Source organism: Rhodococcus parequi (genome assembly GCF_046042785.1).
Classification (GTDB): domain Bacteria; phylum Actinomycetota; class Actinomycetes; order Mycobacteriales; family Mycobacteriaceae; genus Prescottella; species Prescottella parequi.
In genome coordinates this window covers 270,208-294,746 of the sequence record NZ_JBDLNV010000002.1, presented here as the reverse complement: position 1 = coordinate 294,746, position 24,539 = coordinate 270,208, and the positions used below count along the sequence as shown (strand labels likewise).

Genomic DNA, 24,539 nt, shown 5'->3' with positions numbered 1-24,539 from the left:
AACGAATTCATCGGTATCAAGAATCGCGTTCCACACAGATGCCTGCTCGAGGAGGACTGCAATGGGTAACCCGGTGATCGTGGATGTGGCGAGGTCTCCGATCGGTCGGCGTGGCGGCTGGCTGTCCGGACTGCACGCCGCGGAACTGCTGGGTGCCGTGCAGTCCGGGATCCTCGAGCGTCTCGGCCTCGATCCGGCACTGGTCGAGCAGGTGATCGGTGGCTGCGTCACGCAGGCGGGGGAGCAGGCGTCGAACGTCAGCCGCAACGCGTGGCTGCACGCGGGCCTGCCGGAGCGGACGGGCGTGACGACCATCGACGCCCAGTGCGGTTCCGGCCAGCAGTCGGTGCAGCTGATCGCGGCGCAGATCGCGGCCGGTGTCATCGACGCCGGTCTGGCGTGCGGCGTCGAGGCGATGTCCCGGGTTCCGCTGCTGTCGAACATCAAGGGCGACTTCGGCAGCCCCAAGCCGGCGGGCTGGACCGTCGACATTCCGGCCCAGTTCGAGGGAGCCGATCGCATCGCGCGGCGGCGTGGATTCAGCCGCGAGGATCTCGATGCGTTCGGTCTGCGGTCGCAGCAGCGCGCGGCGCAGGCGTGGTCGGAAGGCCGCTTCGACCGGGCGATCATCCCGGTGAAGGCACCCGGCACCGACGGCGGTGCTCCCACCGAGGTGACGCGTGACCAGGGGCTGAGGGAGACCTCGCTCGAGGCGCTCGCGAACCTGAAGCCGGTCCTCGAGGGCGGTCTGCACACCGCGGGCACGTCGTCGCAGATCTCGGACGGCGCCGCGGCGGCGGTGCTCATGGACGAGGCGCGGGCCCGCGACCTCGGTCTGCGCCCGCGCGCCCGGATCGTCGCGCAGTGCCTGATCGGTGCGGAGACGCATTTCCTGCTCGACGGTCCGGTACAGGCCACCGAGTACCTGCTCGAGCGGACGGGCCTGTCGATCGCGGACATCGACCTGTTCGAGGTGAACGAGGCGTTCGCGGCGGTCCCGATGTCGATGGCCCGCGTCCACGGTGTCGACGAGGACCGGCTCAACGTGAACGGCGGTGCGATCGCCCTGGGCCACCCGGTGGGCTCGTCCGGTGTCCGGCTGATCGGCGCGGTGATCGACGAGCTCGAGCGCCGCGACGGCGAACGCGCCCTCGTCGCGGTGTGCGCGGGCGGTGCCATGGCAACCGGAGCGATCGTCGAGCGCATCTGATGCCGGTCCAGCTCACGGGTCTCGACGGGAAGGTCGCGGTCGTCACCGGCGCCGGGCGGATGCGCTCGATCGGCCGGGAGATCGCGGTCGAACTCGCCCGCGCCGGTTGCGATGTCGTCGTCACCGGCACCGGACGCACGCCCGACCGCTACACGGACGAGGAGAAGGCCGCCGGCTGGCGCGACATCGAATCCGTCGTCGACGAGATTCGCGTGCTGGGACGCAGGGCGACCGCCGTCGTCGCGGACGTCGCCGACGAGGACTCGGTGAACTCCCTGCTCGCACAAGTCCAGGCGGAGTTCGGGGGCGTGGACGTCCTCGTCAACAACGCCGCAGCGGCCCGCGCCGGCGATCGTGTCCCGGTGACCGAACTGGACGTCGACGTCTGGGACCGGGTCCTGCGGGTCAACCTGCGCGGCACCTTCCTGATGAGCCGGGCATTCGCGCGGGCGATGGCCGGGCGGGGGGCGGGCGGGTGCATCGTCAACATCTCCTCGATCGGCGGGAAGCTGGGCGGCGCGAACACCGCCGCCTACGCCGCATCGAAGGCCGCGGTCCAGTCGCTGACGTCGTCGATGGCCAAGGAACTCGGGCCGTCGGGGATCCGGGTGAACGCGCTGTGCCCGGGCGTCACGTCGACCAGCCGGCTCGACGACTGGCCCGCGGACGTCTGGCAGCAGTACGTGGAGGCCAACATTCCGCTGCAGCGTGCCGGTAGTCCGCGCGAGGTGGCCTGGGCCGCAGTCTTCCTGGCCAGCGACCAGGCCGCGTGGGTGAGCGGCCAGTCCTGGAACGTCGACGGCGGTCAGCTGACGATCCGCTGACCCGGGTCGGCGAAACCGGCCCCGAACGATCCCTCCCCGGAAAGGTGTTGTGATGTCCGATCTTCGTCCTGTACCGAACGCACGCGCGGAAGTCATTGCGCGGCTGACGGCACCGGGTGCGGCTTTCGAGATCGCCCCGGAGCCGGTTCGGGGTGCGGCGATGCCGGTGTTCCGTAACCGGTGCCGGTCCCTGAACCAGCTGTTGGTCGAGTCCGCTCGCTACGGCGACACCGAGTATCTGGTGTGCGACGACCTTCGGCTCACCTTCACCGAGCACCTGGATCGGGTCGCGTCGCTGGCGCAGGAGCTCCGGTCCCGGTACGGCATCGCCGAGGGTGACCGGGTCGCGATCCTGTCGGCGAACAACGCCGAATGGATCATGACGTTCTGGGCGGCCACGGCACTGGGTGCCGTCACGGTCGGGATGAACTCGCTGTGGTCGGCGCGTGAGATCGCGTACGGGGTGGAGCTTTCCGAGCCGAAGGTGATCGTGGCGGACGCCCCGCGCCGGGAGCTGCTGGGGCCGGTGGGCGTCCCGGTCCTCTCCACCGAGGAGGACATCCCGGCCCTCTCGACGGCACGTCCCGGCGCGGACCTGCCGACGTCGAACGTCGGTGAGGACGATCCCGCAGTCATCCTCTTCACCAGCGGTACCACGGGGCGGCCGAAGGGCGCCACGCACTCACAGCGGAACATGCTGGCAGCTGTAGACTTCCACCGGTTCAACGACGCGCTGGCCGCCGAGTTCGGCCGGGCACCGAGCGGCCGCCGATTCCTGCTGGCCACGCCGCTCTTCCACATCGCGGCACTGCACAATCTCGCCGTGCCCCGGCTCGCGTTCGGGGACACCGCGGTGATCACCACGGGCCGCTTCGACATCGACCGCGTGCTCCGGCTGATCGAGCGTGAGCGGCTCACCAACTGGGGCGCTGTGCCCACCATGATCAGCCGCCTCGTCGAGCACGGTGGTCTGGACTCCTACGATCTGTCGTCGCTGCAGACGATTTCGGTCAGTTCGGCACCGTCGTCCGCGGCGTTGAAGGAGCGGCTCCGTCAGGTCTTGCCGGCGGCGGGGCGGTCGCTGGGCACGACCTACGGGTTGACGGAATCGTCGTCCGCAGCCACCCTCGCGACGGCGGCCGACCTGGTGGAGCGCCCGGACACCGTCGGCACCGCCGTCCCGACGATGCGGGTCGAGGTCCGCGACGAGGCGGGACGGCCGGTGCCGGACGGAGTCGAGGGCGAGATCCACGTGCGCGGACCCCTGGTGATGCTGGGGTACTGGAACAACCCGGAGGCGACCGCGGCGACGATCGACGAGGCCGGCTGGATGGCGACCGGTGATCTCGGCACGATGGAGGACGGGTATCTCCGGATCAGCAGTCGCCGTTCGGACCTCATCCTTCGCGGTGGCGAGAACGTGTACCCCGCCGAGGTAGAGGATGTACTCGCGGAACATCCCGCGGTGCGGGAATGCATCGTCGTCGGGATGGAGCACGACGACTACGGCGAGGAGGTCTGCGCCGTGGTGGTGGTCGATTCCGACGTGCAGGTGACAGGAGAGGAGTTGGCCGGGTACATGGCCGAGCGGATCGCGCGGTACAAGGTGCCGAGCAGGTGGATTCTCCGGGGCGAGGAACTGCCGCGCAACGCGACAGGCAAGGTCAAGCGAGTGGAAGTTCTGGCTACTCTGTAGTAGTCATTCTCCCGAAAAGTGCTGTAACCAATCGAAACTGGCCGGTACACACCGTGTGGCGTGTGTGCCGGCTCAGTGCTGTCCGGGCCGGGGGCGCGGTGGGAGACGCCGAGTGGCGGGTGCGTGTCCGTTTCGCGGTTTCCACTTGCACAACGAACGTTGCGTGCTGTTATTGTCATCACAGCAGTCGTGAGATCGGAATCACACGCTGCTGCTTGGATTTCGAGAGCGTCGAGGCGACGCCTCGACTCGGCGCGGACCGTCCGAACTGCACGACAGTCGGGTAGGTGGATCGCCTGCTGCAACTCGATACGGCACATGCGCGTCAACGTGATCGGTGATCCGGTCGCGGATCTTCGAGAGGACACAAAATGAGGGACAAGTGGATTCGTGGGTCGCGGAACCTGGCGGCGGTAGCCGTTGCCGCGGTCGCACTGGCGGGCTGCGGTGGTGGGGCGTCGTCCTCGACTGCCTCGTCGGGTAACTCCGGAGAACTCGACACCTCCGCCACCCTGCGCGTCGCGACCGCCGCACCGTCACGAAACCTCGATCCCTACCTGCAGACCAGTGTCGGCGGATACGGGTACCTGTCACCGATCTTCGACCGGCTGACAGTGGTCGATGCCGACGGCAATCTCGAACCGGGGCTTGCGGAGTCGTGGGAGTTCGCCCCCGACGGCTCGTATCTGGAACTGAAGCTGCGCAAGGGTGTGACCTTCCATGACGGTGCCCCGTTCGACGCCGCCGCGGTGGTCGCGAACATCGAGCGCGGCCAGACGATGGAAGGCAGCACCGTGGTGGCTGCGCTGAAGAGCATCACCGGCACCGACGTCGTCGACGAGCACACGGTGCGGCTGCGGCTTGCTCCGGGCGCGGGCGTCGAGCTGCCGGGCGTCTTCAGTAACAACGCGGGAATGATGATCAGCCCGAGGTTCATCGAGGCAGGTACGGACATCCGCAACAACCCGGGCAAGAGCGGATCGGGAGCGTACGAGGTCGCCGCCTACGTGCCCGAGGAGTCGCTCACGCTCGTGCGTGCCGAGGGCACCAACTGGGACCCGGAGGCCGGCAAGGTCGCCGGGATCGAGATCAAGGCGATGCCCGATGCCAGCACCCGGTTGAACGGTCTCAAGACCGGCGCCGTCGACATCAGCTGGGTCAGCTCCGCCAATGAGGTCGTCGAGGCGCAGTCGCTCGCGAAGAGCGGCACTCTCGCGGTGGACGAGGTCTCGTTCCGCAACGTCCTCGGTGTGTACATGCGGGCGCAGGGCGATCTGGCCAAGCCGGAAGTGCGTCAGGCCGTGGCCTACTCGATCGATCCGGCGGCCGTCAGCGCGCTGTTCTCCGGCACCTGCACGCCTCGTCAGCAGTTGTTCCCGGCCGGCAGCTGGGCGGCGGACGACTCCTACCAGTATCCGTATGCCTTCGACCTGGACAAGGCCAAGAGCCTCGTCCAGAGTGTCGGAGGAGCACCGAAGATCACGCTGACCTTCGGCGCGGGAACGAACACCGAGAAGCCCGCCAACGTCATCCAGTCCATGCTCGCGGCGGCGGGGCTCGACGCCGACCTCAATCCGGTGCCGAACAGTCAGAACGAACCGCGCTACGTGGCCGGTGACTTCCAGTCCATGGTCGCCAACAGCTTCACGCCGCGGGTCGATCCGGCCGAGACCGTCAGCACGTACATCACAGGACCCTACGATCTGTCGAACGGCAACCCGCAGATCAAGGAACTCGCCACCAAGGCCGCGAATCCCACTCTGTCGCAGGATGAGCGGGCGCCCATGTACCAGGACATCGCGGAGCAGACCCTCGAGGAGGCGATGTTCGTGCCGATCTGCAACCTCACCAACGCGACCGTCGCGACCGACAAGGTCACGGACATCGACGGAATCGCCTGGGTGAACAACGGTCTGTTCGACATTCGCCACGTCGGCATCGCGAAGTAGCCGTCGTCATCGTCGGTCACCGACACCTGTTGAGGGGCAGCCATGTTGCGTTATGCCGGTAGGCGGTTGTTGGCAGCGATTCCGCTGCTGCTGGTCGTGCCGTTTCTGATCTTCGTGTTGATCGATCTGGCGCCGGGTGATCCGGCGGTCATTCTCGCGGGCGAGGATGCGACACCGGAGCGGCTCGAGCAGTTGCGGGCGACGTTGGGTCTGGATCAGAACGTGTTCGTCCGATATCTGGAGTGGGTGGGATCGGTGCTGCGCGGCGATCTCGGGGCGTCGCTGTTGTCGGACCAGTCGGTGGCGGACCTGTTGTTGCGGCGAATGGCGACGACGCTGTCACTGGTCGGGTTCGCGATGGTGCTGGCCGTGGTGATCGGCCTGGTGCTGGGTGTGCTGGGGTCGCTGCGTCCGGGCGGCATCGTGGATCGCGCGATCAATGTGATCGCGTCGATCGCGATTGCAATTCCGGCGTTCTGGTTCGGTCTGGTCCTGGTGTCGCTGTTCGCGGTGTCGAATCAGATCTTCCCGGCGTTCGGATATGTGCCGCTGTCGGACGGGGTGGTGCCGTGGTTCCAGCATCTGGTGTTGCCGGGTGTGGCGTTGGCGTTGTTGCCGGCAGCGGAGGTGACGTTGCAGTTGCGGTCGGCGCTCGGGCAGGTGATGGGCAGCGACTACATCCTGAATGCGAAAGCCCGCGGTCTGGGGCAGGCGAGTGTGGTCCTCAAGCACGGGTTGAAGAACGCGTGCATCCCGGTGGTGACGGTGCTGGGTTTTCGTGTCGCGGAGGTCCTCGGCGGCGCGGTCACGATCGAGATCATCTACAGCATGCCGGGGATGGGGTCGCTGGCGGTCAACAGTGTGCAGAACCATGACGTTCCGGTGCTGCTCGGGTTCGTGTTGTTCACCACGTGTGTGGTGGTGCTGGTGAACCTGTTGGTCGACATCTCGTACGGCTACTTCAATCCGAAGGTGCGCGCATGACAACGACTCTCTCTTCTCCATCTGGTGACGTCGCGTCTCGTGACGGGTTCGTCCGCAGATTCTTCGGGTTCGTGCGACGTCGTCCGGTCACGGCGATCGCCGGAGCGTTCGTGCTGCTGCTGGTGCTGATGGCGATCTTCGCGCCGTTGATCGCGCCGTACGACCCGTACGCGCAGGACGTGGTGAACCGGCTGCAGCCGCCGTCGTCGGCGCATTGGCTGGGGACCGACGACTACGGCCGGGATGTGTTGAGCCGGTTGATCTACGGTTCGCGGATCTCGCTGCAGGCGTCGCTGCAGGCGGTCGCGTTGGCGTTGGTGCTGGGGTTGCCGTTGGGGGTGATCGCCGGCTATCGGAGCGGCTGGGTCGACACGGTGCTCACCCGCATCATGGATGCGTTGATGAGCGCGCCGTCGCTGGTGCTGGCGATCACGATCGTCGCGGTGCTGGGTTCGGGGATCACGAACGCGATGCTCGCGGTCGGACTGGTCATGGCGCCGCGGTTCTTCCGGGTGGCGCGGGCGTCGACGATGGACGTGCGCGGCGATACGTACGTCGAGGCGTCGGTGGCGTTGGGGTGCACCACGTCCCGCACGATCGTCCGGCACATCCTGCCCAACGTGATGCCCCCGATCGTGCTGGTCATCTCGGTCTCGTTGGGAACCGCGGTCGCGGCGGAGGCGAGCCTGAGTTTCCTCGGGTTGGGTGCGAAGGCGCCCGCGGCGAGTTGGGGTTCGATGCTGTCGACGGCGGCGTCGAACATGCAGCTGGCCCCGTATCTGGTGTGGCCGCCCGGCGTGATGATCTTCCTGACGGTGCTGGCGTTCACCTATCTCGGCGACGGTGTGCGCCGGGCGTTGACGAGGAGTCGCAATGGCAACAACTGACACGCTCGTTCGTCCCGACCGGGCCCCGGTGGACCCCACCACGCCGCTGTTGCGGGTGCGGGATCTGACGGTCCAGTTCCCGGCCGGCCGCAAGGAGTGGGTGACCGCGGTCGACGGCGTCTCGTTCGACGTCGCCGCCGGTGAGTCGGTGGCACTGGTCGGAGAATCCGGATCCGGCAAGACCGTCTCGTCACTCGCGGTGATGGGATTGACCGGCGATACCGGCGGCCGGATCGCTCGCGGCAGTGTCGAATTCGACGGCCGCGACCTGACGAAGCTGCCGCACAAACAGTGGCAGGGCCTGCGCGGCACCGGAATGGGCATGATCTTCCAGCAGCCGATCCGCTCCCTGAACCCCGCCTACACCGTCGGCGATCAGATCGCCGAGTCGGTGCGCAAACACCTCGGCCTGGACCGCAAGGCGGCGATGGCGCGGGCGGTCGAGATGCTCGAGCTGGTGCAGATCCCGCGAGCGGCGGACCGGGTGCGTGAGTATCCGCACGCGTTCTCCGGCGGCATGTGCCAGCGGGTGATGATCGCGATGGTCATGGCGTGCAACCCGCGGCTGCTGATCGCGGACGAGCCGACCACCGCGCTGGACGTGACGGTGCAGGAGACGATCCTGGATCTGTTGCGGGATCTACAGGCGCAGACGGGTATTTCGTTGTTGTTCGTCACCCACGATCTCGGCGTGGTCGCGGAACTGTGTGAGCGGGTCGTGGTGATGTATGCGGGTGAGGTGATCGAGGACGGCCGCGCCGACGAGGTGTTCTTCACGCCCCAGCACCCGTACACCTCCGGCTTGCTCGCATCGATCCCGCGGCCGGGCATCAGCACCGATCGCCGGTTGACGGCGATCCCGGGCCGGATCCCGGCGGCGGGGGAGTGGCCGGCGGGCTGCCACTTCCACGACCGCTGCACCCACGCCGTGGCAGGCCTGTGTGATGTCACCCATCCGTCGCTGGCCGCGACCACGGCAGGACGCGCGGCTCGCTGCCTGCGCGTGGCCGATCTGCAGTTGGAAGGAGTGAGCGCGTCATGAGTCTGCTCGAGGTCGCGAACCTGACCAAGTCGTTCTCCACCCGCCGGGACTTCCTCGGCCGCAGGACCGGATGGACCCACGCGGTCAAGGACGTCTCGTTCACCCTCGACGCCGGGGAATGCCTCGCCGTCGTCGGTGAGTCCGGGGCGGGAAAGTCCACGGTCGGGCGGATGGTGCTGCGCCTGATCGAACCTGACACCGGCACGGTGGTGTTCGACGGTGAGGATGTCCGGGCCGCGAAACCGGCCAGGTTGCGGGCCATGCGGCGCGGGATGCAGATGATCTTCCAGGACCCGCACTCCTCGCTCGATCCGCGAATGACCGTCGAGGACGCGGTGATCGAACCGTTGATCGTGCACACCGACCTCGACCGCGCCACGCGCCGGGCGCGGGCGCAGGAGTTGCTCGACAAGGTCGGTATCGGATCCCGCTATCTCGGGCGGTATCCGGCCGAGCTCTCCGGCGGGCAGCTTCAACGTGTCGCGATCGCCCGCGCGTTGACGCTGGAGCCGAAGATGATCGTGTGCGACGAACCCGTTGCCGCGCTGGACGTCTCGGTCCGAGCGCAGGTGTTGAACCTGCTGCGGGACCTGCAGGAGGAACTCGGGCTGGCGTACCTGTTCGTGTGTCACGACCTCGCACTGATCGAGGTCATCTCGGACCGGGTGATGGTGATGAGATCCGGTGAGGTCGTCGAGACCGGCACGGTGGACCAGATCTACACCGCACCCAGCCAGGACTACACTCGACAACTCCTCGACGCCATCCCCGTCCCCGTCCCCCGGGCGGCACGTCCGGCACATCCGGCCTGAGCCGGAATCAGTCGACGTCGGCCAGAGCCTCGGCCGCGGGTTCCTCGTCGATCGACGCGATGCCGCGACCGCCGGGGGCCCAGAGGCCGAGTGCGACGGCGCTGACCAGCATGACGGCGGCCAGCGCGAGGGAGGCCTCCTGCATGCCGTGCAGGAACGACTCCTTCGCGAAGTCCGCGAGCTGCTGTCCCTGCGGGCCGGCCAGTTTCGAGACCTCGAGCGCTGCGGCCAGCGAGTCGCCGACCGGCTGCTTGGCCTGCTCGGGCACGGCCTCGACGACCGGTGCGATGTTCCGTCCGTAGCCCGCGGCCAGCACGCTGCCGGCGAGGGCGACTCCGATCGCGGCACCGATCTCGCGGGTCGCGTCGTTCACGGCGGACGCGACGCCCTGCTTGGCCGCGGGGGTGTTCTGCACGATCGCCGTGGTCGCGGGAGCGGTGCACAGGCCGAGGCCGACGGCAGCGATCACCAGCGGCACCGCGACCTCGCGGTATGTGCTGTCGGCGTCGAGTTGTCCGATCAGCGCCAGCGACACACCGAGGACGGCGAGCCCGACGAGCGTGAGGACCCGCAGCCCGATGTGCGGAATGAGCCAGGGCGCCGCCACCGACAGGGCGATGACCACCACGGCGATCGGCGCGAGAGCTAGTGCCGACTGCAGCGGCGAGTATCCGAGCACGAGTTGCAGGTGCTGGACGATGAGGAAGAACAGGCCGAACGTCGCGAGGAACTGCATCAGCAGCGATACCGCGCCGACGCCGAACGTGCGGTTGCGGAACAGCCGCACGTCGAGCAGCGGATGTTCGGTGCGTGCCTCGACGACCGCGAACAGCGCCCCGGCGGCCAGACCGCCGACGATCGCGGCAAGTACCCAGGGGTCGAGCCAGCCCCGACCGGGCGCCTCGATGATGCCGAGCACGAACAGGCCGATGGCGCCGGCGCTCAGCACCGCGCCGCGGATGTCGAAGGCTGCGGGCTGATCGTCCCGCGACGACGGGATGGTGAACGCCAGCGCGAACAGCACGGCGGACACGCCCGCCAATCCGATGAAGATCGCGTGCCACGACCACTTCTCGAGCAGCAGACCCGACCCGATGAGCCCGGCGATGCCGCCCGATCCCGCCACGCCCGACCAGATGCCGACGGCCTTGGATCGTTGCGCCGCAGGGAAACTCGCGGTGAGGATGGACAGCGTCGCGGGCATGACGAAGGCGGCACCGAGTCCGGCGACCGCGCGGGCGCCGATGATCTGGGTGGGGGTGTCCAGCAGGATCGGCGACGCCGACGCGAGTCCGAACAGCAACAGGCCGATGACGAGCAGTCCGCGTCGTCCGTAGCGGTCGCCGAGCGCGCCGGACGGCAGCAGCAGGCACGCGAGCGCCAGCGTGTAGCCGTCGACGATCCAGGTGAGCTGGGACTGGGTGGCCCCGGTGTCCCGGGCGAGGTCGGCGAGCGCGGTGTTGAGGGCCGCCATCGCGGCCACGACGAGGGCCACCGCGGCGCACGACACGGTGAGCGTCCAGATCTGACCCCAGGTCATCCGGTCTTTCGTTTCCGTGTACTTTCCAGCCATGCGGGCCTCCCCGTAGGAAACAAGACTGTCAGTATCGTAGGTGAACTGGTGGTCCCACAAAAGGTGGTGACGGATGGGTGCGGACGACAAGGGCGGGTCGGCGGACGAGCAGGACCCCCGCAAGGCCCGGTCACGGGCTCGGCTGCTCGACGCCGCGACGACCCTGCTCGTCAAGGGCGGAACCGAGGCGGTGACGATCGACGCGGTCACCAAGCTGGCGAAGGTGGCGCGCGCGACGCTGTACCGGCACTTCGACAGCGGCACCGAACTGGTCGCCGCGGCGTTCGGGAAGCTCGTGGCCCCCGCCGCGGAGACGGCCGTCTCCGGTGACCTGCGCGAGCAGCTCGTCGAGCTGCTCACCACCCAGGCGCGGATGATCGAGGACGCGCCGATGCACGTCACCGCGCTGTGCTGGCTGGGGATGGGCCCGGCGCTCGACGACTACTCGAGTGCCTCGGACCTCGAGGCCGGCGAAGGCCCCGGGAAGAACCGGCCCGAGCTCAGATCGCTGCGCGAACACGTCGTCGTGCAGTACCGGGCCGCGTTCGACCGCGTGCTCGGCACCGACGAGGCGAAGGCCCTGCTGGGCGACTTCGACTACGACCTCGCGCTCGCGCAACTGGTCGGCCCGCTCGTGTTCACGCGGTTGGCGACCCTGGCACCGCTCGGGCCCGACGCGTGCGTGCGGATCGTCGACGACTTCCTCGCGGCCCGGCTGTCGGACCGCACCCGCGCCTCAGCGCCGGTCCCGCCCGGGACGCAGGGCGAAGGCCCGGAGACGGGAGTAACCGCGGACTCGGAAGGGGCGTAGCGGGCGCAGTTCGACGCCGTCGTCGTCCACGAGCGCCGCGGACAGCTCGGCGTCGACGAGCACCGTCCCAGGGCGGGCCGCGCTCGTCAGCCGAGCCGCGATGTTGACGGCCTCGCCGAACAGGTCGCCGAAGCGGACCAGGACCGGGCCGAGGGCCAGACCCACGCGCAGTTCCGGTTGTTCGGGGTGGGTGTGGGCCGCGCCCTGCAGCCCCAGCGCGATCCGGGCCGCGTCGGACGCGTGTTCCGCCGCGAACATCACTTCGTCGCCGACGTTCTTGATCACCCAGCCGCCGCCCTGCGTGATGACCGACGTGGTCTGCGACTCGAAGTCCTCGAGCAGCGAGCTCAGTTCGTCGACCCGGATCCTGCGGGTGAGGCTGGTGTAGCCGACCATGTCGGCGAACCCGACGACGAGGGTCCGATGGGTGGTGTTCTCGCCGACGCTGCCGGCCCGGCGTGCGGTGGCGGCAGCCAGGTGCCGGCGCCACACGTACGACTGCAGTGCCTCGACGGTGGGCAGCAGCCCGGAGGTGAGGGCACCGACGGCGTCGCGCAGGGCCCGCTCGTCGAGCGTGCCGGCATCCAGGTGGGTGGCGGCCAATTCCTCGGCCAGATGCGAATTGAGCACCGCGACCTGCCACTCCGCCAGGCGGGACATCGACTGACCGAGGGCCCGGGTCGCAGCGACCGCCGCGTCCGGGGCCAGCGCCCCGCTGTCGACGAAACCGACCAGACCGCGCAGTGCCGCGGCGTCGGCGTCGGTGAACATCGCCGCGTCGGGATCGGCATCGATCGCGAAACCCATCGACACCCACAGACGTTGCGCGCGTTCGAGAGGCACCCCGGCGAGCTCGGCCACCTGTTCGCGGGTGTACCGGCGTGGGCCGCCGAGGAGGGTCTGCTCCACTTCCGACTGGATGAGGCCGAGCACTGTTGGATCGAGGTGCTCGGAGAGTTCCAACGCACGCCCCTTTCGTGATGGTCGCCCCAAGAATGAACCACGCGAGAGCGGGCCGCAACGACTGTCGGGCGCCTGTGGGAAGGTAGCGGTGCAAGCAGTCGTTCGGTACCAGGAGGACCCCATCATGCCGCCCCGCAGTCGTTCCGGAGCAGGCTCGGCAACGCCGGAACACCTCACCGCGGAGAACCTCGAGACGCTGGCAGCAGCCGTCGCCGAGGGCAAGCGCGCCACCGTGTACCTGCGCGAGGCCACCCCGAGCCTCGGCATCGAGGCCGGATGTTCGGCGAAAGTTGTTTCCGTGGAAGGGAACACGGTCGTCATCAGCCCCAAGGGGGTCAACGACGAGCTTCCGTTCGAAGCGGAGGAGCTGCGCATGACGCGCAAGGCGCCGGAGCCGGTCAAGCCGGCCCGGCCGGCCAAGTCGGCAGCCCCCACACCCAAGCCCGTCGCCGCGACGCCATCGCGGCCCGCCCCGGCACCGAAGCCTGCTGCGGCCCCGGCACCGAAGCCTGCTGCGGCCCCGGCGCCCAAGCCGGCCCCCGCCCCCGTGCCGGTCACCACCGCGGCACCCGCCGCGCCCGCGTCGCGTCGCGTGAAGAAGGCTCCGGCGGGGGTGAGCGTGACGATTCACGCCGGCGCCGAGAACGACTGGACGGTGACCGTGACGCACGGGGCGAAGCGACCCGGCAAGGCCACGCCGGTCAGTCCCGACGCCGTCGACCGCGCGATGCGCGAACTCGGTGACGACGTTGCGCTCGAGGCGGTCCAATCGGTCATTTCCGCAGCAAGAGAGGCCGCGGAGCAGCGAATTGCCGCATTGTCGAAGGAACTCGAGGATGCGCGACGAGCCCTCGAGGCGCTGGGGTCGACCTCCTAGTCGGCGATTGGGTGACGATCGGATCAAGCTCGCCCGGCGGCTGACGCTCGGGTGGGAAAGTTGCCGGTGAGTGTCCCGCCGACTCGGGTGCGCAAGTGCCAGGGGGCGTGCAAGCAAGAGCAGACGGCAAGCATGTGGCGGTGATCGACCGATGGCACATTCGTAGCGCCAAGCGGGAGGGCAACATGCTCAAGCGACTTTCCTTGATCTTCGCGGCGTTGGCGGTGATCGCCGGCATGCTCAGCGTCGGCACCGCGACCGCGGCGCCACCCAGAGCAGTCCTGGGCGGCGGGTCCGGAATCGTGATCGACGATATGTATCAGTGCACGCTCACCACGATCGGGCACGACAACGCCGGCCGTCTGGTCGGCATCACCGCCGGACACTGCGGGGAAGCGGGCTGGCCCGTGGTACCCGAGGCCGATCCCGACGCGGGCGTGGTGGGCCGCTTCGTCGTGTCCAACTCCGACTACGACTACGCGGTGATCGAGTTCGATCCCGCGAAGGTGCAGCCGGTGAACACGATCGGTCAGGTCACGATCACCGACATCGGCATGCCGGCCCAGTTCCCGGCCACCGCGTGCAAGCAGGGCCGCACCACCGGGCACACGTGCGGGATCGTCTACGGCGACCTGCTGCAGTCCCAGGAGACGTGGACGCAGATGTGCGTCATCGAGGGTGACTCCGGGTCGCCCGTCGTCGTCGGGACCACTCTGGTCGCCATGGTGAACGCCTATGTCGGGGTTGCCTGCCTCGGGCCGGAACTCGGTACCAACATGACGGCGATCATCGACAACATCAACGCGACCGGTGGTGTCGGGGCGGGTTTCAGACCCATCTGATCCGCCGCTGTCACTGCTTTCTCCGGACCGTGCCGGACCCGCAATCGGGTCCGGCACGGTCCGTTTCCGCGGGAATCCGGCCGTTCGCCGACGCCCTCTGCCGGGCTCCCACTTGACAGCGGATGTGTGACCCGTAACACTCGCTAACCATCGCCGACCGATCGATCGGTCGGTCATTTGTTGGAATCGTCCGGTCCGGCGAAGCCGTGCACGTGCCCGGCGCGGGTTCGCCGCTGGAAGGGAGCTGGTCTCATGTCCCACCCGTGGGTTCGTCTCTACCCGAAGAACGTGGATCCGCACCCGCCGCTTCGGCCGGAATCGCTCGTCGACGCGTGGACGGCGCGGGTTGCCGCCGACCCGGACGGCGTCGCGGTGCGGTACTTCGACGGAATGCTCACCGCCAGGGAACTGGACGAGGAGTCGGACGCTCTCGCCGTAGGACTGCGGGACAGGGGGGTTCGTCGGGGCGACCGCGTCGGGATCTACCTGCAGAACATCCCGCAGTACGCGATCTCCATGCTGGCGCTGTGGAAGGTCGGGGCCGCGGCGCTGCTGCTCAATCCCATGTATCGGGGGCGGGAACTGCGGCATCTCGTGGCCGACGCCGGAACCGTGGGTGTCATCTGCGCCGATACCGTCGTGGCCGAGACGGCGGAGGCGCTGCAGGGCACATCGGTCGACTGGTTCGTCACGACCTGCGATCTCGACTACCAGACCCGCAACGACCCGCGAGTGTTCGACGAGGCGGATCGGAAGCCGGGTCCCGTGGGCGTGGCCATGTCCGACGTGGTGGCGCGCCACCGCGGCGAGAGGCCCCCGCGGCTCGATCTGGACGGTGACGACCTCGCGATCGTCGCCTACACCTCGGGCACGACGGGCGCCCCGAAGGGCAGTCGCAACACGCATGCCAACGTCCTCGCGGTGGCGCGCACCTACGGCGATTTCGTCGGGCTCGCCGACGGAGACGTCGTGTTCGCGGTGGCACCGCTCTTCCACATCACCGGGGCCGTGATCAATGCGGTCGTGGCGCTCGTGCGGGACTGCGCGCTCGTATTCGCCAACCGGTTCCACCCCGAGGTCACCCTCGACGCCTTCGTCGAACATGGAGTGACGTTCACCATCGGCTCGATCACCGTCTTCAACGCCCTGTACCGGGTGCCCGGCGCGTCGGCCGAGCACTTCGCCTCGGTGAAGACGCTCTACTCGGGCGGGGCGCCGATTCCGCCGGCCACGGTGCGCAAGTTCGAGGACCGATTCGGCCACTACATCCACAACGCGTTCGGGATGACCGAGACCTCCTCGGGTGTCGTCGCGGTTCCCCCGGGTGTGCGTGCCCCCGTCGACGCCGAGAGCGGATCGCTCGCGATCGGCATCCCGCTGCCCCTCGTCGAGGCGCGCATCGTGGACGACCGCGGCGACCAGGTCCCGATCGGAACGCCGGGCGAGCTGGAACTGGCCGGACCACAGATCATCTCGGGCTACCTCGGCCGGCCCGACGACACGGCGAAGACGTTTCCGGGTGGCCGGCTCCGCACGGGCGACGTCGCGATCATGGACGAGGCCGGCTGGATCCATCTCGTCGACCGCCTCAAGGACCAGATCAACGTCTCGGGTTACAAGGTGTGGCCGCGCGAGGTGGAGAGCGCGCTGCACGAGCACCCCGGTGTCTACGAGGCGGGCGTGACGGGCGAGCCCGACGACTACCAGGGCGAACGCGTAGTGGCCTACGTCGCGCTCAATCCCGGCGTCGAGGTGGCCGAAGCGGAACTCGTCGCCTTCGTCGGGGATCGTCTGGCCGCCTACAAGAGGCCGCGGCGTGTGCACATCGTCGACGCCATCCCCAAGACCCTCACGGGAAAGATCCGGCGCACCGAACTGCGGGCGCAGTCGTCGTCCTGAATCCCGTCATCCGACAATCGCATCCATCGAAAAGGCTGGAGAAATCCGTGGCATCTGAGGTCATCGAGAGGGATCGACTCCGGTCGACGTCCGGATCGGACATCCGGTCCAAGAAGAAGTCACTCGTCGCGAGTGCGGTCGGCAACGTGCTCGAGTGGTACGAGTGGAGCGCGTACGCGGTGTTCGCCCCGTTCATCGCCGCGGTCGTCTTCGACAGCGCCAACCCGGTCTCCGCGCTGTTGTCGACGCTCGCGGTCTTCGCGGTCGGGTTCCTGATGCGGCCGCTCGGCGGCATCGTGTTCGGGCGGATCGCGGACCGGCGGGGCCGCAAGTTCGTGCTCGTGACCACGATGCTGATGATGGCCGGCGGCAGCCTCGTCATCGGCATCATGCCGACGTACGATTCCGTCGGCATCTGGGCGTCGGTGATCCTGCTGGCCGCGCGCATCACGCAGGGTTTCGCGCACGGCGGCGAGTCCGCGACGGCCTACTCGTACGTGAGCGAGATCGCGCCGCCGCATCGCCGTGGCATGTGGGGGAGCGTCGCCTTCATCGCCATCTTCGGTGGCTCCGCGCTCGCGTACTCGGTCGGCGGCGGCGTGACGTCGGTGTTGTCGAACGACGCGGTGGCGGACTGGGGTTGGCGAATCCCGTTCCTGATCGGTGCCCTGCTCGCGCTCGTCGCGCTGTACCTGCGCCGCAGCATGGAGGAGAGTGAGGTCTTCGACGCCCAGGCCGCCGACGACGGCCCGAAGATTCCTCGCGCGACGGTCGTGCGTGCAGTGCTGCTCATGATCGGCATGACGTCCGGAATCACTGCAGCGCACTACACCTGGACGTCGTACATCTCGACCTACGCCATCACGCAGAAGAACATGAACCCCGACACGGCGTACTGGATGCTCGTCGTCGCCCAGCTGATCGCGCTCGTTTCGCTGCCGTTCTGGGGGCTGCTCTCGGATCGCATAGGCCGCCGGCCGATGCTCTTCGCGTTCGCCGGTCTGATGTTCGTGCTGCAGTTCCCGCTCACGGCGATGATCAGTTCCGCGGGCTGGACCCTGCTCCTCGCGACAACCGTGGCGCTGCTGGTGGTGTCGATCCCGGCGTCGGTTCTCTCGGCCACCCTGTCGGAGAGCTTCCCCACCAAGTTGCGGACGCAGGCCATCGGGTTCGCGTACTCGATCTCGGTAGCGGTGTTCGGTGGCTCGTCGCCCTACCTCAACCAGCTTCTGGTGGGACAGGGCATCGGCTGGGCCTTCAGCGTCTACATCATGCTGCTGTGTGCGTTCACCGGCATCGCCTGCGTGTTCATGAAGGAGACCAAGGGGATCCGTCTCGAGGACGCCTGATCGACGGTCGGCGACGAGCTATCCGCACACCGCGCCGCCGGACGCGGATCCGACCAGCTTGGTGTACTTCGCCAGGACGCCGCGCGTGTAGCGCGGAGGCAGGGGCTCCCACCCGCTTCGGCGGGTGGCGAGCTCCTCGTCGTCGACCACGAGATCGAGGACGCCGTTCGCGACGTCGAGCCGGATCCGGTCGCCGTCGCGCACGAACGCGATGGGTCCCGCGTCTACCGCCTCGGGGGCGACGTGGCCGACGCACAGTCCGGTGGTGCCGCCGGAGAACCGTCCGTCGGTGAGCAGCAGCACGTCCTTGCCGAGTCCGGCGCCCTTGATCGCGGCGGTGATCGCCAGCATCTCCCGCATGCCGGGGCCGCCCTTGGGGCCCTCGTAGCGGATCACCACGACATCGCCCGCCGTGATCGTGCCGTCCTCGAGTGCGTCCATCGCGGCCCGCTCGCGGTCGAAAACCCGTGCCGTGCCCTCGAAGACGGACGAATCGAATCCTGCGGACTTCACCACGGCCCCACCCGGCGCGAGCGAGCCCTTCAGGATCGTGATGCCGCCGGTGGGGTGGATCGGCGACGACAGCGCGCGCAGCACCTTGCCGTCCGGGTCGGGCGGTGCGATGTCCGCGAGGTTCTCGGCGAGGGTGCGCCCGGTGACGGTGAGGCAGTCGCCGTGCAGCAGTCCGGCGTCGAGCAGCGCCTTCATGATCACGGGGACGCCGCCGATGCGGTCGACGTCGATCATGACGTGCCGCCCGAACGGCTTGACGTCCGCGAGGTGTGGGACGCGCGCCCCGACGCGGGCGAAGTCGTCGAGCGTGAGCGGCACCTCCGCCTCGTGCGCGATCGCGAGCAGGTGCAGTACCGCGTTGGTCGAGCCGCCGAACGCCATGACGACGGCGATCGCGTTCTCGAACGCCTCCTTCGTGAGGATGTCCGACGTGGTGATGCCGCGGCGCAGCATCTCGACCACGGCCTGCCCGCTGCGCCGGGCATAGCCGTCGCGCCGCCGGTCGGTGGCCGGCGGCGCGGCGCTGCCGGGCAGCGACATCCCCAGGGCCTCCGCGGCGCACGCCATCGTGTTGGCCGTGTACATGCCGCCGCACGCGCCCTCGCCGGGGCAGATCGCGCGCTCGATCGCGTCGACGTCCTCGCGGCTCATCAGCCCGCGCGAGCACGCGCCGACCGCCTCGAACGCGTCGATGATCGTGACTTCCTTCTCGGTGCCGTCGGACAGTTTCGCGATGCCGGGCAGGATCGAGCCCGCGTAGAGGAAGACGTTGGCCAGGTTCAGGCGGGCGGCGGCCATGAGCATCCCGGGCAGCGACTTGTCGCACCCGGCGAGCAGGACCGAGCCGTCGAGGCGTTCGGCCTGCATCACGGTCTCGACGCTGTCCGCGATCACCTCCCGGGACACGAGCGAGAAGTGCATTCCCTCGTGCCCCATCGAGATGCCGTCCGAGACGGAGATGGTGCCGAACTCGAGCGGGTAGCCACCGGCTGCGAACACACCGTCCTTGCACGCGTCGGCCAGTCGGTCGAGGGACAGGTTGCACGGGGTGATCTCGTTCCACGACGACCCGATCCCGATCTGCGGCTTGTCCCAGTCGTCGTCGCCCATGCCGACCGCGCGGAGCATGCCGCGGGCGGCGGTCTTCTCGAGCCCGTCGGTGACGTCGCGACTACGCGGCTTGATGTCCGGGCTGCCCTGCTCCGGGGTGTTCGACGAGGTGGTCACGGCGCTGCTCCCAACGATCGATCGTCACGGACGGCGTGCTTCGACGTCCATGTAACCACGGGCCGCGGGCGGTGGGGTGTAGCCGCGGGCACGGACGATGTCCTGAGTGAGTCGGATGAACGCCCGGGCTGCGGCGCTGCGATAGGTGCCTCGCCGATCCAGGAGCACGACCGTGCGGGCGGGCAGGGGAGGGTCGAGTGGGACGGGGACGAGATGCGGGTGGTCGTGAGTGATCGCGTCCGGTAGGACGGTGGCCACGGATGTGCGTTGCACGATCTCGGTGAGTGCCTGGATGGTGTTGGCCTCGACCATGATTCGAGGTTCGATCCGGTGGTCGGCGAAGTAGGCGTCGATGTGGCCGCGCGTGGCGAAGTCGCCGCTGAGGAGGGCGAGCTGCTGTTCCTGAAGATCCTGCACGGCTAGGGATTTCGGCGTCTCGGGCATCTCCGGCGTCGGCGAGCCGCCGATCACCAGGCTGAGGGTTTCCGTGAAGAGCGGGGTGGCGGTGATGCCGGTGGGGTGTGTGCCCGCGAAGGCGATGCCGAGGTCGAGGTCGTCGGCGAGCAGTGCTGCCTCGATGCGGTCCTGCGTCGTCTCGGTGAGGGTCAGTCCGACGCCGGGGAAGCGGGTGTGGAGTTCGGCGACGAGTGGGCCGATGAGGTAGGCGGTGAACGTGGGGGTGACGCCCAGGCGCAGGTGTCCGCGGGAGAGGTCCTGGACGTCGTGAACGGCACGTTCGGCGGCGTTCAGGTCACGCAACGCGCGTCTGGCGTGCTCGGTGTACACGGCGCCGGCGTCGGTGAGACGCACTGTGCGGCCGGTGCGGTCGAGTAGTTGTACGCCGACGGCCCGCTCGAGTTGCCTGATCTGTTGGGAGAGCGTGGGCTGGGAGACGTGCAGGTCTTCGGCCGCGCGGGTGAAGTTGCCGTGTTCGGCGACGGCGATCAGGTAGCGCAGGTGGCGCAGTTCGAGGGCGGCCATGACTCTCACTATAGATGTGAGCAATCGTTTTCATGGATAGCAAGCCTTGGACTCTATAGGTGCAGTTCGTGCACGGTGGATTGCGTAAGCCACCCACGAAGGACGTGACCCATGCAGGACCTCATCGAAGGAATCGCCCATTTCCGGAAGGACGTCTTCCCGGACAAGGCGGAGCTCTTCGCCCACCTGGCCACCCATCACACACCGCACACGCTGTTCATCGGCTGCTCCGACGCCCGCGTCGTTCCCGAACTGATTACCGGCACCGACCCGGGGGACCTGTTCGTCATCCGCACCGCCGGCAACCTGGTGCCCGCCTACACGCCCGAGGCGGACGGCGTGGCAGCGAGCATCGAGTACGCCGTCGCCGTTCTGGGCGTGCGGGACATCGTCGTCTGCGGCCACTCGGCGTGCGGTGCGATGACCGCGATCGCTCGGAGCGACGACCTCAGTACTGCCCCCGCGGTCGCCGCATGGCTGCGGCACGCGGACGCCTCCCGGGCCCGCACCGCCGACGTCGGCGACGTGGGAGCGCTGGTCCGTCAGAACGTCCACGCCCAGCTCGCGAACCTGGCCACCCACCCCTCCGTCGCCCGTGCGCTGGCAGAACGGAAGGTCGCCCTCCACGGGTGGGTATTCGACATCGCGGCCGGCGAGGTCGCGGATGTGTCCGCCTGAAGTAGTCACCCCGACCGAAGCAGTCCAACCCGAGAAGTAAGGAAGAACCGATCATGATCCAGTCCCAGTTCGACCCCGCCGCCCGTCAGGCCGTCGCCGTCGCCGCAGTCGATGCCAAGACCCGCAAGGATCTCTCCTGGCAGCAGATCGCCGACGCATCCGGCCTGTCCGTGGCCTTCACCACCGCCGCGGTGCTCGGCCAGCACCCGCTGCCGGCGACGTCCGCCGAGGCCGTCGCCGAGTTGCTCGGCCTCGACGAGGACGCGGCGATGCTGCTGCAGTGTGTCCCCACCCGTGGTTCGATTCCCGGCGGCATCCCGACCGACCCGACCATCTACCGCTTCTACGAGATGCTCCAGGTCTACGGCACCACCCTCAAGGCCCTCGTTCACGAGCAGTTCGGCGACGGCATCATCTCCGCGATCAACTTCACCCTCGACGTGCAGAAGGTCGCCGACCCCGAGGGTGGCGAGCGCGCCGTCATCACCCTGAACGGTAAGTACCTGCCGACCAAGCCGTTCTGATCCCGCCCCCCATCAACCTTCGGAGGACTCCTCATGGACTTCGTCCAGCGCACCATCGACCTCGCCCGCCGGAACGTCACCGAAGGCGGCCGCCCGTTCGCGGCCGTCATCGTCAAGGACGGAGAGGTACTCGCCGAGAGCCCCAACCGGGTCGCCCAGACCGGTGACCCCACCGCCCACGCCGAGATACTGGCCATCCGCCAGGCCTGTACCGAACTGGGCACCGAGCACCTGACCGGCACCACCATCTACGTTCTCGCCCACCCGTGCCCGATGTGTCTGGGGTCGCTGTACTACTGCTCGCCCGACGAGGTCGTCTTCCTCACGACCCGCGACTCGTACGAGCCGTACTACGTCGACGACCGCAAGTACTTCGAGCTCGGCACCTTCTACGACGAGTTCGCCAAGCCCTGGCAGGATCGTCGGTTGCCGATGCGCTACGAGGAGCGTGCCGACGCCGTCGACGTGTACCGCCTCTGGCAGGCCCGCAACGACAGCTGACACGGCGGACTCGGACCCCGGCTACGTCGTCGTGAAGCCGCGGTAGCCGTCGGCCGCGATCCGGGCGCACAGATTCCGGTAGTTGCCGACGCCGCCGAGATAGGGCATGAAGACACGGGGCTTGCCCGGCACGTTGGCGCCGAGGTACCACGAGTCGGCCTGCTGGTAGATGCTCCCGGCCGCGATGGTCGTGAGGTGGTCACCCCACTCGTCCTGCGCCTGCGTCGTGGCCTCCGCGAGCCGGGCACCGTGCTCGCGCAGGTGATCGAGATAGCCGACGACCCACTCGACGTGCTGCTCGATCGACACGACGACGTTCGACAGCACCGACGGGCTGCCGGGACCGGTGATGACGAAGAGGTTGGGGAACCCGGCCACCGCGACGCCGAGGTAGGTGCGCGGACCGTCCCGCCAGGTCTCCCGCAGGGTGGTGCCGTCCCGACCGCGGATGTCGATCGCACCCAGGGCGCCGGTGAGGGCGTCGAATCCGGTCGCGAAGACCAGTGTGTCGAGTTCGTGGAGGCCGGATTCGGTGCGGACGCCCTCGGGAACGATCTCCGCGATCGGGTCGGACCGCAGGTCGACGAGTGCGACGTTGTCGCGGTTGTAGGTCTCGTAGTAGTCGGTGCCGATACAGACGCGTTTGGCGCCGAGCGGATACCCCTTGGGGCACAGCGACTCCGCCGTGTCGGGGTCGGTGACGGTCTCGCGGATCTTCGACCGCACGAAGTCCGCGGACGTCTCGTTCGCCGCGAGGTCGGTCATGACGTCGTCGAACGTGGTCTGGAAAGCGAGCCCGCCCATGGCCCAACGGGCCTCGTACTCCTTGACTCGGACCTCGGGCTCGGTCTGCAGTGCGGATCCCACCGGTGGCGGGAGGATCCAGCCGCCGTGCGATTCGCGCTGGAGTTGCCGCCGGGCCGGGTAGTCGGATTTGATCGCGGCGAGTTCGCCGGCGTCCAGCGGGCGGTTCCGGGCGGGGATCACGAATCCGGGCGTCCGCTGGAACACCGTCAACCGGTCCGCCTGCTGCGCGATCACCGGGATCGCCTGCACCCCGGACGAACCGGTGCCGACGACCCCCACGCGCTTGCCGGTGAAATCGACTCCGTCCGTCGGCCACTGCGCGGTGTGAAGGATCTCGCCGGTGAAGGAGTCCAGGCCGTCGATCGCGGGGAGCCGGGCGGTCGAGAGCGCCCCGGTCGCCATGACCGTCCAGCGCGCGGTGACGGTCTCACTGCCGGCGTCGGTGCCGATCGTCCACAGGCCGCTCTGTTCGTCGAAATGTGCCGATGTCACCCGGGTCCCGAAGGTGATGTCCTCGCGGAGGCCGAAGCGGTCGGCGACGTGTTCGAGGTACCGCAGGATCTCGGGTTGCGTCGGGTAGCGCTCGGTCCATTCCCATTCCTGCTGCAGGGCGTCGTCGAACGAGTACGAGTAGTCGGCGCTGTCGACGTCGCACCGTGCGCCCGGGTAGCGGTTCCAGAACCACGTTCCGCCCACGCCGGCACCGGCCTCGAACAGTCGCACCGACACGCCCCGTCGGCGCAGGCTGTGGAGGGCGTACAGGCCGGCGAACCCGGCGCCCACGACGACGACGTCGTAGGTCGGCTCGGCGGAATCGTTGTTCGGCATCGTGGTGGACCTCGTTTCGAAGTGGGGTGAGCAGGGGTCAGTAGCATCGGTGCAGCAGTTGTCCCGCCGGATCGGCGGGAACGATGGGAGGCGTACGAGCGTGGGTGCAGGCGATCCGGACCGGTCGGACAGGCCGACGTTGCCCGACCCCGCGGTGTTGCCGAAGGGGCAGCGGGAGCGGCGGCAGCGCATCATCGATGCGGCCGGCGACTTGCTGGTCGCCGACGACTTCGAGCGGATCCAGATCCGGGACGTCGCCGAGCGGTCGGGCGTCGCGCTGGGCACCGTCTATCGCTACTTCGTCTCCAAGGAGCACCTGTACGCGGCCGTGTTGCTCGACTGGTCCGCCGCCGACCCGATCAAGCACGGCGACGCGCCGGATCCGGGATTGCCTGCGGCCGAGAGGATCCGGATCCGCCTTCACCACTCGGTCGACCGGTTCGAGGAGTACCCGACCTTCCTGCGATTGCAGAACGTGCTCCGACACTCCACCGATCCGCTCGTGTGCGCGCTGTTCGCGGAGTTCTCCTCCCAAGTACTCGACTCCTATCGTGTGCATCTGCACGACCTGTCCGACGCGGATGCAGCGGATGTCGTCGCGATCGTGACGGCGGTCCTGGCACACGAACTCATCCTGTTCGGCCTGGGCCGGCAGGACGTCGCGGAGGTGCATCGCCTCCTCGATCGCACCGTCGACCTGGTGTTCGCGGTCCCTTCCCGCCCCTGAGTGCGTCGCCGATCGGCCGTGAGAAGCGAAGCCTC

At 68.5% G+C, this 24,539-nt stretch carries 22 protein-coding genes; 17 read left to right on the top strand and 5 right to left on the bottom strand.

The features are described from left to right. Nucleotides 1-61: 61 nt before the first annotated feature. The 8 genes from ABEU20_RS05460 (at nt 62) to ABEU20_RS05425 (ending at nt 9,404) form a co-directional block, all read left to right on the top strand. Nucleotides 62-1,210 (top strand): steroid 3-ketoacyl-CoA thiolase, encoded by a 1,149-nt coding sequence (locus ABEU20_RS05460; RefSeq protein ID WP_420163386.1) that lies wholly within the window; start codon nt 62-64, stop codon nt 1,208-1,210. Further along, on the top strand, nt 1,210-2,034 hold the full coding sequence (locus ABEU20_RS05455; RefSeq protein WP_420163385.1) for an SDR family NAD(P)-dependent oxidoreductase: 825 nt from the start codon (nt 1,210-1,212) through the stop codon (nt 2,032-2,034). The genes ABEU20_RS05460 and ABEU20_RS05455 overlap by 1 nt, the downstream gene beginning before the upstream one ends. Nucleotides 2,035-2,086: 52 nt before the next feature. Beyond that, nucleotides 2,087-3,730 carry a class I adenylate-forming enzyme family protein gene (locus ABEU20_RS05450; protein ID WP_420163384.1) on the top strand — a complete coding sequence of 548 codons (1,644 nt, stop codon included), beginning with the start codon at nt 2,087-2,089 and terminating at the stop codon, nt 3,728-3,730. Between the two features lie 371 nt (nt 3,731-4,101). After that, nucleotides 4,102-5,679, top strand: coding sequence for an ABC transporter substrate-binding protein (locus ABEU20_RS05445; protein ID WP_420163383.1), 1,578 nt, complete (start codon nt 4,102-4,104; stop codon nt 5,677-5,679). 42 nt (nt 5,680-5,721) lie between these two features. Next, entirely contained in the window at nt 5,722-6,663 is a 942-nt protein-coding gene (locus ABEU20_RS05440; RefSeq protein ID WP_420163382.1) for an ABC transporter permease, read from the top strand. Next, entirely contained in the window at nt 6,660-7,550 is an 891-nt protein-coding gene (locus ABEU20_RS05435; RefSeq protein ID WP_420163381.1) for an ABC transporter permease, read from the top strand. Before ABEU20_RS05440 ends, ABEU20_RS05435 begins: the two co-directional genes overlap by 4 nt. Next, a complete protein-coding gene (locus ABEU20_RS05430) occupies nt 7,537-8,592 on the top strand; it encodes an ABC transporter ATP-binding protein (protein ID WP_420163380.1) in 1,056 nt (351 codons plus the stop codon). Before ABEU20_RS05435 ends, ABEU20_RS05430 begins: the two co-directional genes overlap by 14 nt. Beyond that, entirely contained in the window at nt 8,589-9,404 is an 816-nt protein-coding gene (locus ABEU20_RS05425; RefSeq protein WP_420163379.1) for an ATP-binding cassette domain-containing protein, read from the top strand. The genes ABEU20_RS05430 and ABEU20_RS05425 overlap by 4 nt, the downstream gene beginning before the upstream one ends. Nucleotides 9,405-9,411: 7 nt before the next feature. On the opposite strand, the gene ABEU20_RS05420 is transcribed toward ABEU20_RS05425, so the two are convergent. Further along, nucleotides 9,412-10,977: an MFS transporter gene (locus ABEU20_RS05420; RefSeq protein ID WP_420163378.1), complete on the bottom strand. Its 1,566-nt coding sequence runs from the start codon at nt 10,975-10,977 to the stop codon at nt 9,412-9,414. Between the two features lie 73 nt (nt 10,978-11,050). On the opposite strand from ABEU20_RS05420, the gene ABEU20_RS05415 reads away from it, so the two are divergent. Continuing rightward, entirely contained in the window at nt 11,051-11,788 is a 738-nt protein-coding gene (locus ABEU20_RS05415; protein ID WP_420163377.1) for a TetR/AcrR family transcriptional regulator, read from the top strand. On the opposite strand, the gene ABEU20_RS05410 is transcribed toward ABEU20_RS05415, so the two are convergent. Next, nucleotides 11,714-12,751, bottom strand: a complete 1,038-nt coding sequence (locus tag ABEU20_RS05410) for an adenylate/guanylate cyclase domain-containing protein (RefSeq protein ID WP_420163376.1) — start codon at nt 12,749-12,751, stop codon at nt 11,714-11,716. The genes ABEU20_RS05415 and ABEU20_RS05410 overlap by 75 nt on opposite strands. Nucleotides 12,752-12,875: 124 nt before the next feature. Here ABEU20_RS05410 and ABEU20_RS05405 point away from each other — a divergent pair, with 124 nt between their 5' ends. From ABEU20_RS05405 to ABEU20_RS05390, 4 genes are all read left to right on the top strand, one after another. After that, on the top strand, nt 12,876-13,628 hold the full coding sequence (locus ABEU20_RS05405) for a DUF6319 family protein (RefSeq protein ID WP_420163375.1): 753 nt from the start codon (nt 12,876-12,878) through the stop codon (nt 13,626-13,628). Nucleotides 13,629-13,813: 185 nt separating this feature from the next. Then, nucleotides 13,814-14,470 (top strand): S1 family peptidase, encoded by a 657-nt coding sequence (locus ABEU20_RS05400; RefSeq protein WP_420163903.1) that lies wholly within the window; start codon nt 13,814-13,816, stop codon nt 14,468-14,470. Nucleotides 14,471-14,722: 252 nt separating this feature from the next. Then, nucleotides 14,723-16,369 (top strand): class I adenylate-forming enzyme family protein, encoded by a 1,647-nt coding sequence (locus ABEU20_RS05395; RefSeq protein WP_420163374.1) that lies wholly within the window; start codon nt 14,723-14,725, stop codon nt 16,367-16,369. 47 nt (nt 16,370-16,416) lie between these two features. Further along, nucleotides 16,417-17,718, top strand: a complete 1,302-nt coding sequence (locus tag ABEU20_RS05390; RefSeq protein ID WP_420163373.1) for an MFS transporter — start codon at nt 16,417-16,419, stop codon at nt 17,716-17,718. Nucleotides 17,719-17,736: 18 nt separating this feature from the next. On the opposite strand, the gene ilvD is transcribed toward ABEU20_RS05390, so the two are convergent. Together ilvD and cynR are read right to left on the bottom strand one after the other, a co-directional pair. Continuing rightward, the gene (ilvD, locus tag ABEU20_RS05385; RefSeq protein ID WP_420163372.1) at nt 17,737-19,458 is read right to left on the bottom strand and encodes a dihydroxy-acid dehydratase; all 1,722 of its coding nucleotides are present in this window, start codon (nt 19,456-19,458) and stop codon (nt 17,737-17,739) included. Between the two features lie 24 nt (nt 19,459-19,482). Then, the gene (gene cynR / locus ABEU20_RS05380; protein ID WP_420163371.1) at nt 19,483-20,439 is read right to left on the bottom strand and encodes a transcriptional regulator CynR; all 957 of its coding nucleotides are present in this window, start codon (nt 20,437-20,439) and stop codon (nt 19,483-19,485) included. Nucleotides 20,440-20,550: 111 nt separating this feature from the next. On the opposite strand from cynR, the gene ABEU20_RS05375 reads away from it, so the two are divergent. Genes ABEU20_RS05375 through ABEU20_RS05365 form a run of 3 tightly spaced genes read left to right on the top strand, consistent with a single transcriptional unit; the run spans nt 20,551 to nt 22,142 of the window. Then, nucleotides 20,551-21,117 (top strand): carbonic anhydrase, encoded by a 567-nt coding sequence (locus ABEU20_RS05375; protein ID WP_420163370.1) that lies wholly within the window; start codon nt 20,551-20,553, stop codon nt 21,115-21,117. 53 nt (nt 21,118-21,170) lie between these two features. Next, complete coding sequence (gene cynS / locus ABEU20_RS05370) at nt 21,171-21,641, top strand: cyanase (RefSeq protein ID WP_420163369.1); 471 nt, start codon at nt 21,171-21,173, stop codon at nt 21,639-21,641. A 33-nt stretch (nt 21,642-21,674) separates the two neighbouring features. After that, on the top strand, nt 21,675-22,142 hold the full coding sequence (locus ABEU20_RS05365; protein WP_420163368.1) for a nucleoside deaminase: 468 nt from the start codon (nt 21,675-21,677) through the stop codon (nt 22,140-22,142). A gap of 21 nt (nt 22,143-22,163) precedes the next feature. On the opposite strand, the gene ABEU20_RS05360 is transcribed toward ABEU20_RS05365, so the two are convergent. After that, complete coding sequence (locus ABEU20_RS05360) at nt 22,164-23,777, bottom strand: flavin-containing monooxygenase (RefSeq protein ID WP_420163367.1); 1,614 nt, start codon at nt 23,775-23,777, stop codon at nt 22,164-22,166. Between the two features lie 100 nt (nt 23,778-23,877). Between ABEU20_RS05360 and ABEU20_RS05355 the strand changes: the two genes are divergently transcribed. Continuing rightward, nucleotides 23,878-24,504, top strand: coding sequence for a TetR/AcrR family transcriptional regulator (locus ABEU20_RS05355; RefSeq protein WP_420163366.1), 627 nt, complete (start codon nt 23,878-23,880; stop codon nt 24,502-24,504). The last annotated feature ends 35 nt before the right edge of the window (nt 24,505-24,539 follow it).

What these genes read in the sequence shown, in the direction of transcription:
- ABEU20_RS05460 (WP_420163386.1), top strand. Translation starts at nt 62, where the DNA reads ATGGGTAACCCGGTGATCGTGGATGTGGCGAGGTCTCCGATCGGTCGG.
- ABEU20_RS05455 (WP_420163385.1), top strand. Translation starts at nt 1,210, where the DNA reads ATGCCGGTCCAGCTCACGGGTCTCGACGGGAAGGTCGCGGTCGTCACC.
- ABEU20_RS05450 (WP_420163384.1), top strand. Translation starts at nt 2,087, where the DNA reads ATGTCCGATCTTCGTCCTGTACCGAACGCACGCGCGGAAGTCATTGCG.
- ABEU20_RS05445 (WP_420163383.1), top strand. Translation starts at nt 4,102, where the DNA reads ATGAGGGACAAGTGGATTCGTGGGTCGCGGAACCTGGCGGCGGTAGCC.
- ABEU20_RS05440 (WP_420163382.1), top strand. Translation starts at nt 5,722, where the DNA reads ATGTTGCGTTATGCCGGTAGGCGGTTGTTGGCAGCGATTCCGCTGCTG.
- ABEU20_RS05435 (WP_420163381.1), top strand. Translation starts at nt 6,660, where the DNA reads ATGACAACGACTCTCTCTTCTCCATCTGGTGACGTCGCGTCTCGTGAC.
- ABEU20_RS05430 (WP_420163380.1), top strand. Translation starts at nt 7,537, where the DNA reads ATGGCAACAACTGACACGCTCGTTCGTCCCGACCGGGCCCCGGTGGAC.
- ABEU20_RS05425 (WP_420163379.1), top strand. Translation starts at nt 8,589, where the DNA reads ATGAGTCTGCTCGAGGTCGCGAACCTGACCAAGTCGTTCTCCACCCGC.
- ABEU20_RS05420 (WP_420163378.1), bottom strand. Translation starts at nt 10,977, where the DNA reads ATGGCTGGAAAGTACACGGAAACGAAAGACCGGATGACCTGGGGTCAG.
- ABEU20_RS05415 (WP_420163377.1), top strand. Translation starts at nt 11,051, where the DNA reads ATGGGTGCGGACGACAAGGGCGGGTCGGCGGACGAGCAGGACCCCCGC.
- ABEU20_RS05405 (WP_420163375.1), top strand. Translation starts at nt 12,876, where the DNA reads ATGCCGCCCCGCAGTCGTTCCGGAGCAGGCTCGGCAACGCCGGAACAC.
- ABEU20_RS05400 (WP_420163903.1), top strand. Translation starts at nt 13,814, where the DNA reads ATGCTCAAGCGACTTTCCTTGATCTTCGCGGCGTTGGCGGTGATCGCC.
- ABEU20_RS05395 (WP_420163374.1), top strand. Translation starts at nt 14,723, where the DNA reads ATGTCCCACCCGTGGGTTCGTCTCTACCCGAAGAACGTGGATCCGCAC.
- cynR (WP_420163371.1), bottom strand. Translation starts at nt 20,439, where the DNA reads ATGGCCGCCCTCGAACTGCGCCACCTGCGCTACCTGATCGCCGTCGCC.
- ABEU20_RS05375 (WP_420163370.1), top strand. Translation starts at nt 20,551, where the DNA reads ATGCAGGACCTCATCGAAGGAATCGCCCATTTCCGGAAGGACGTCTTC.
- cynS (WP_420163369.1), top strand. Translation starts at nt 21,171, where the DNA reads ATGATCCAGTCCCAGTTCGACCCCGCCGCCCGTCAGGCCGTCGCCGTC.
- ABEU20_RS05365 (WP_420163368.1), top strand. Translation starts at nt 21,675, where the DNA reads ATGGACTTCGTCCAGCGCACCATCGACCTCGCCCGCCGGAACGTCACC.
- ABEU20_RS05360 (WP_420163367.1), bottom strand. Translation starts at nt 23,777, where the DNA reads ATGCCGAACAACGATTCCGCCGAGCCGACCTACGACGTCGTCGTCGTG.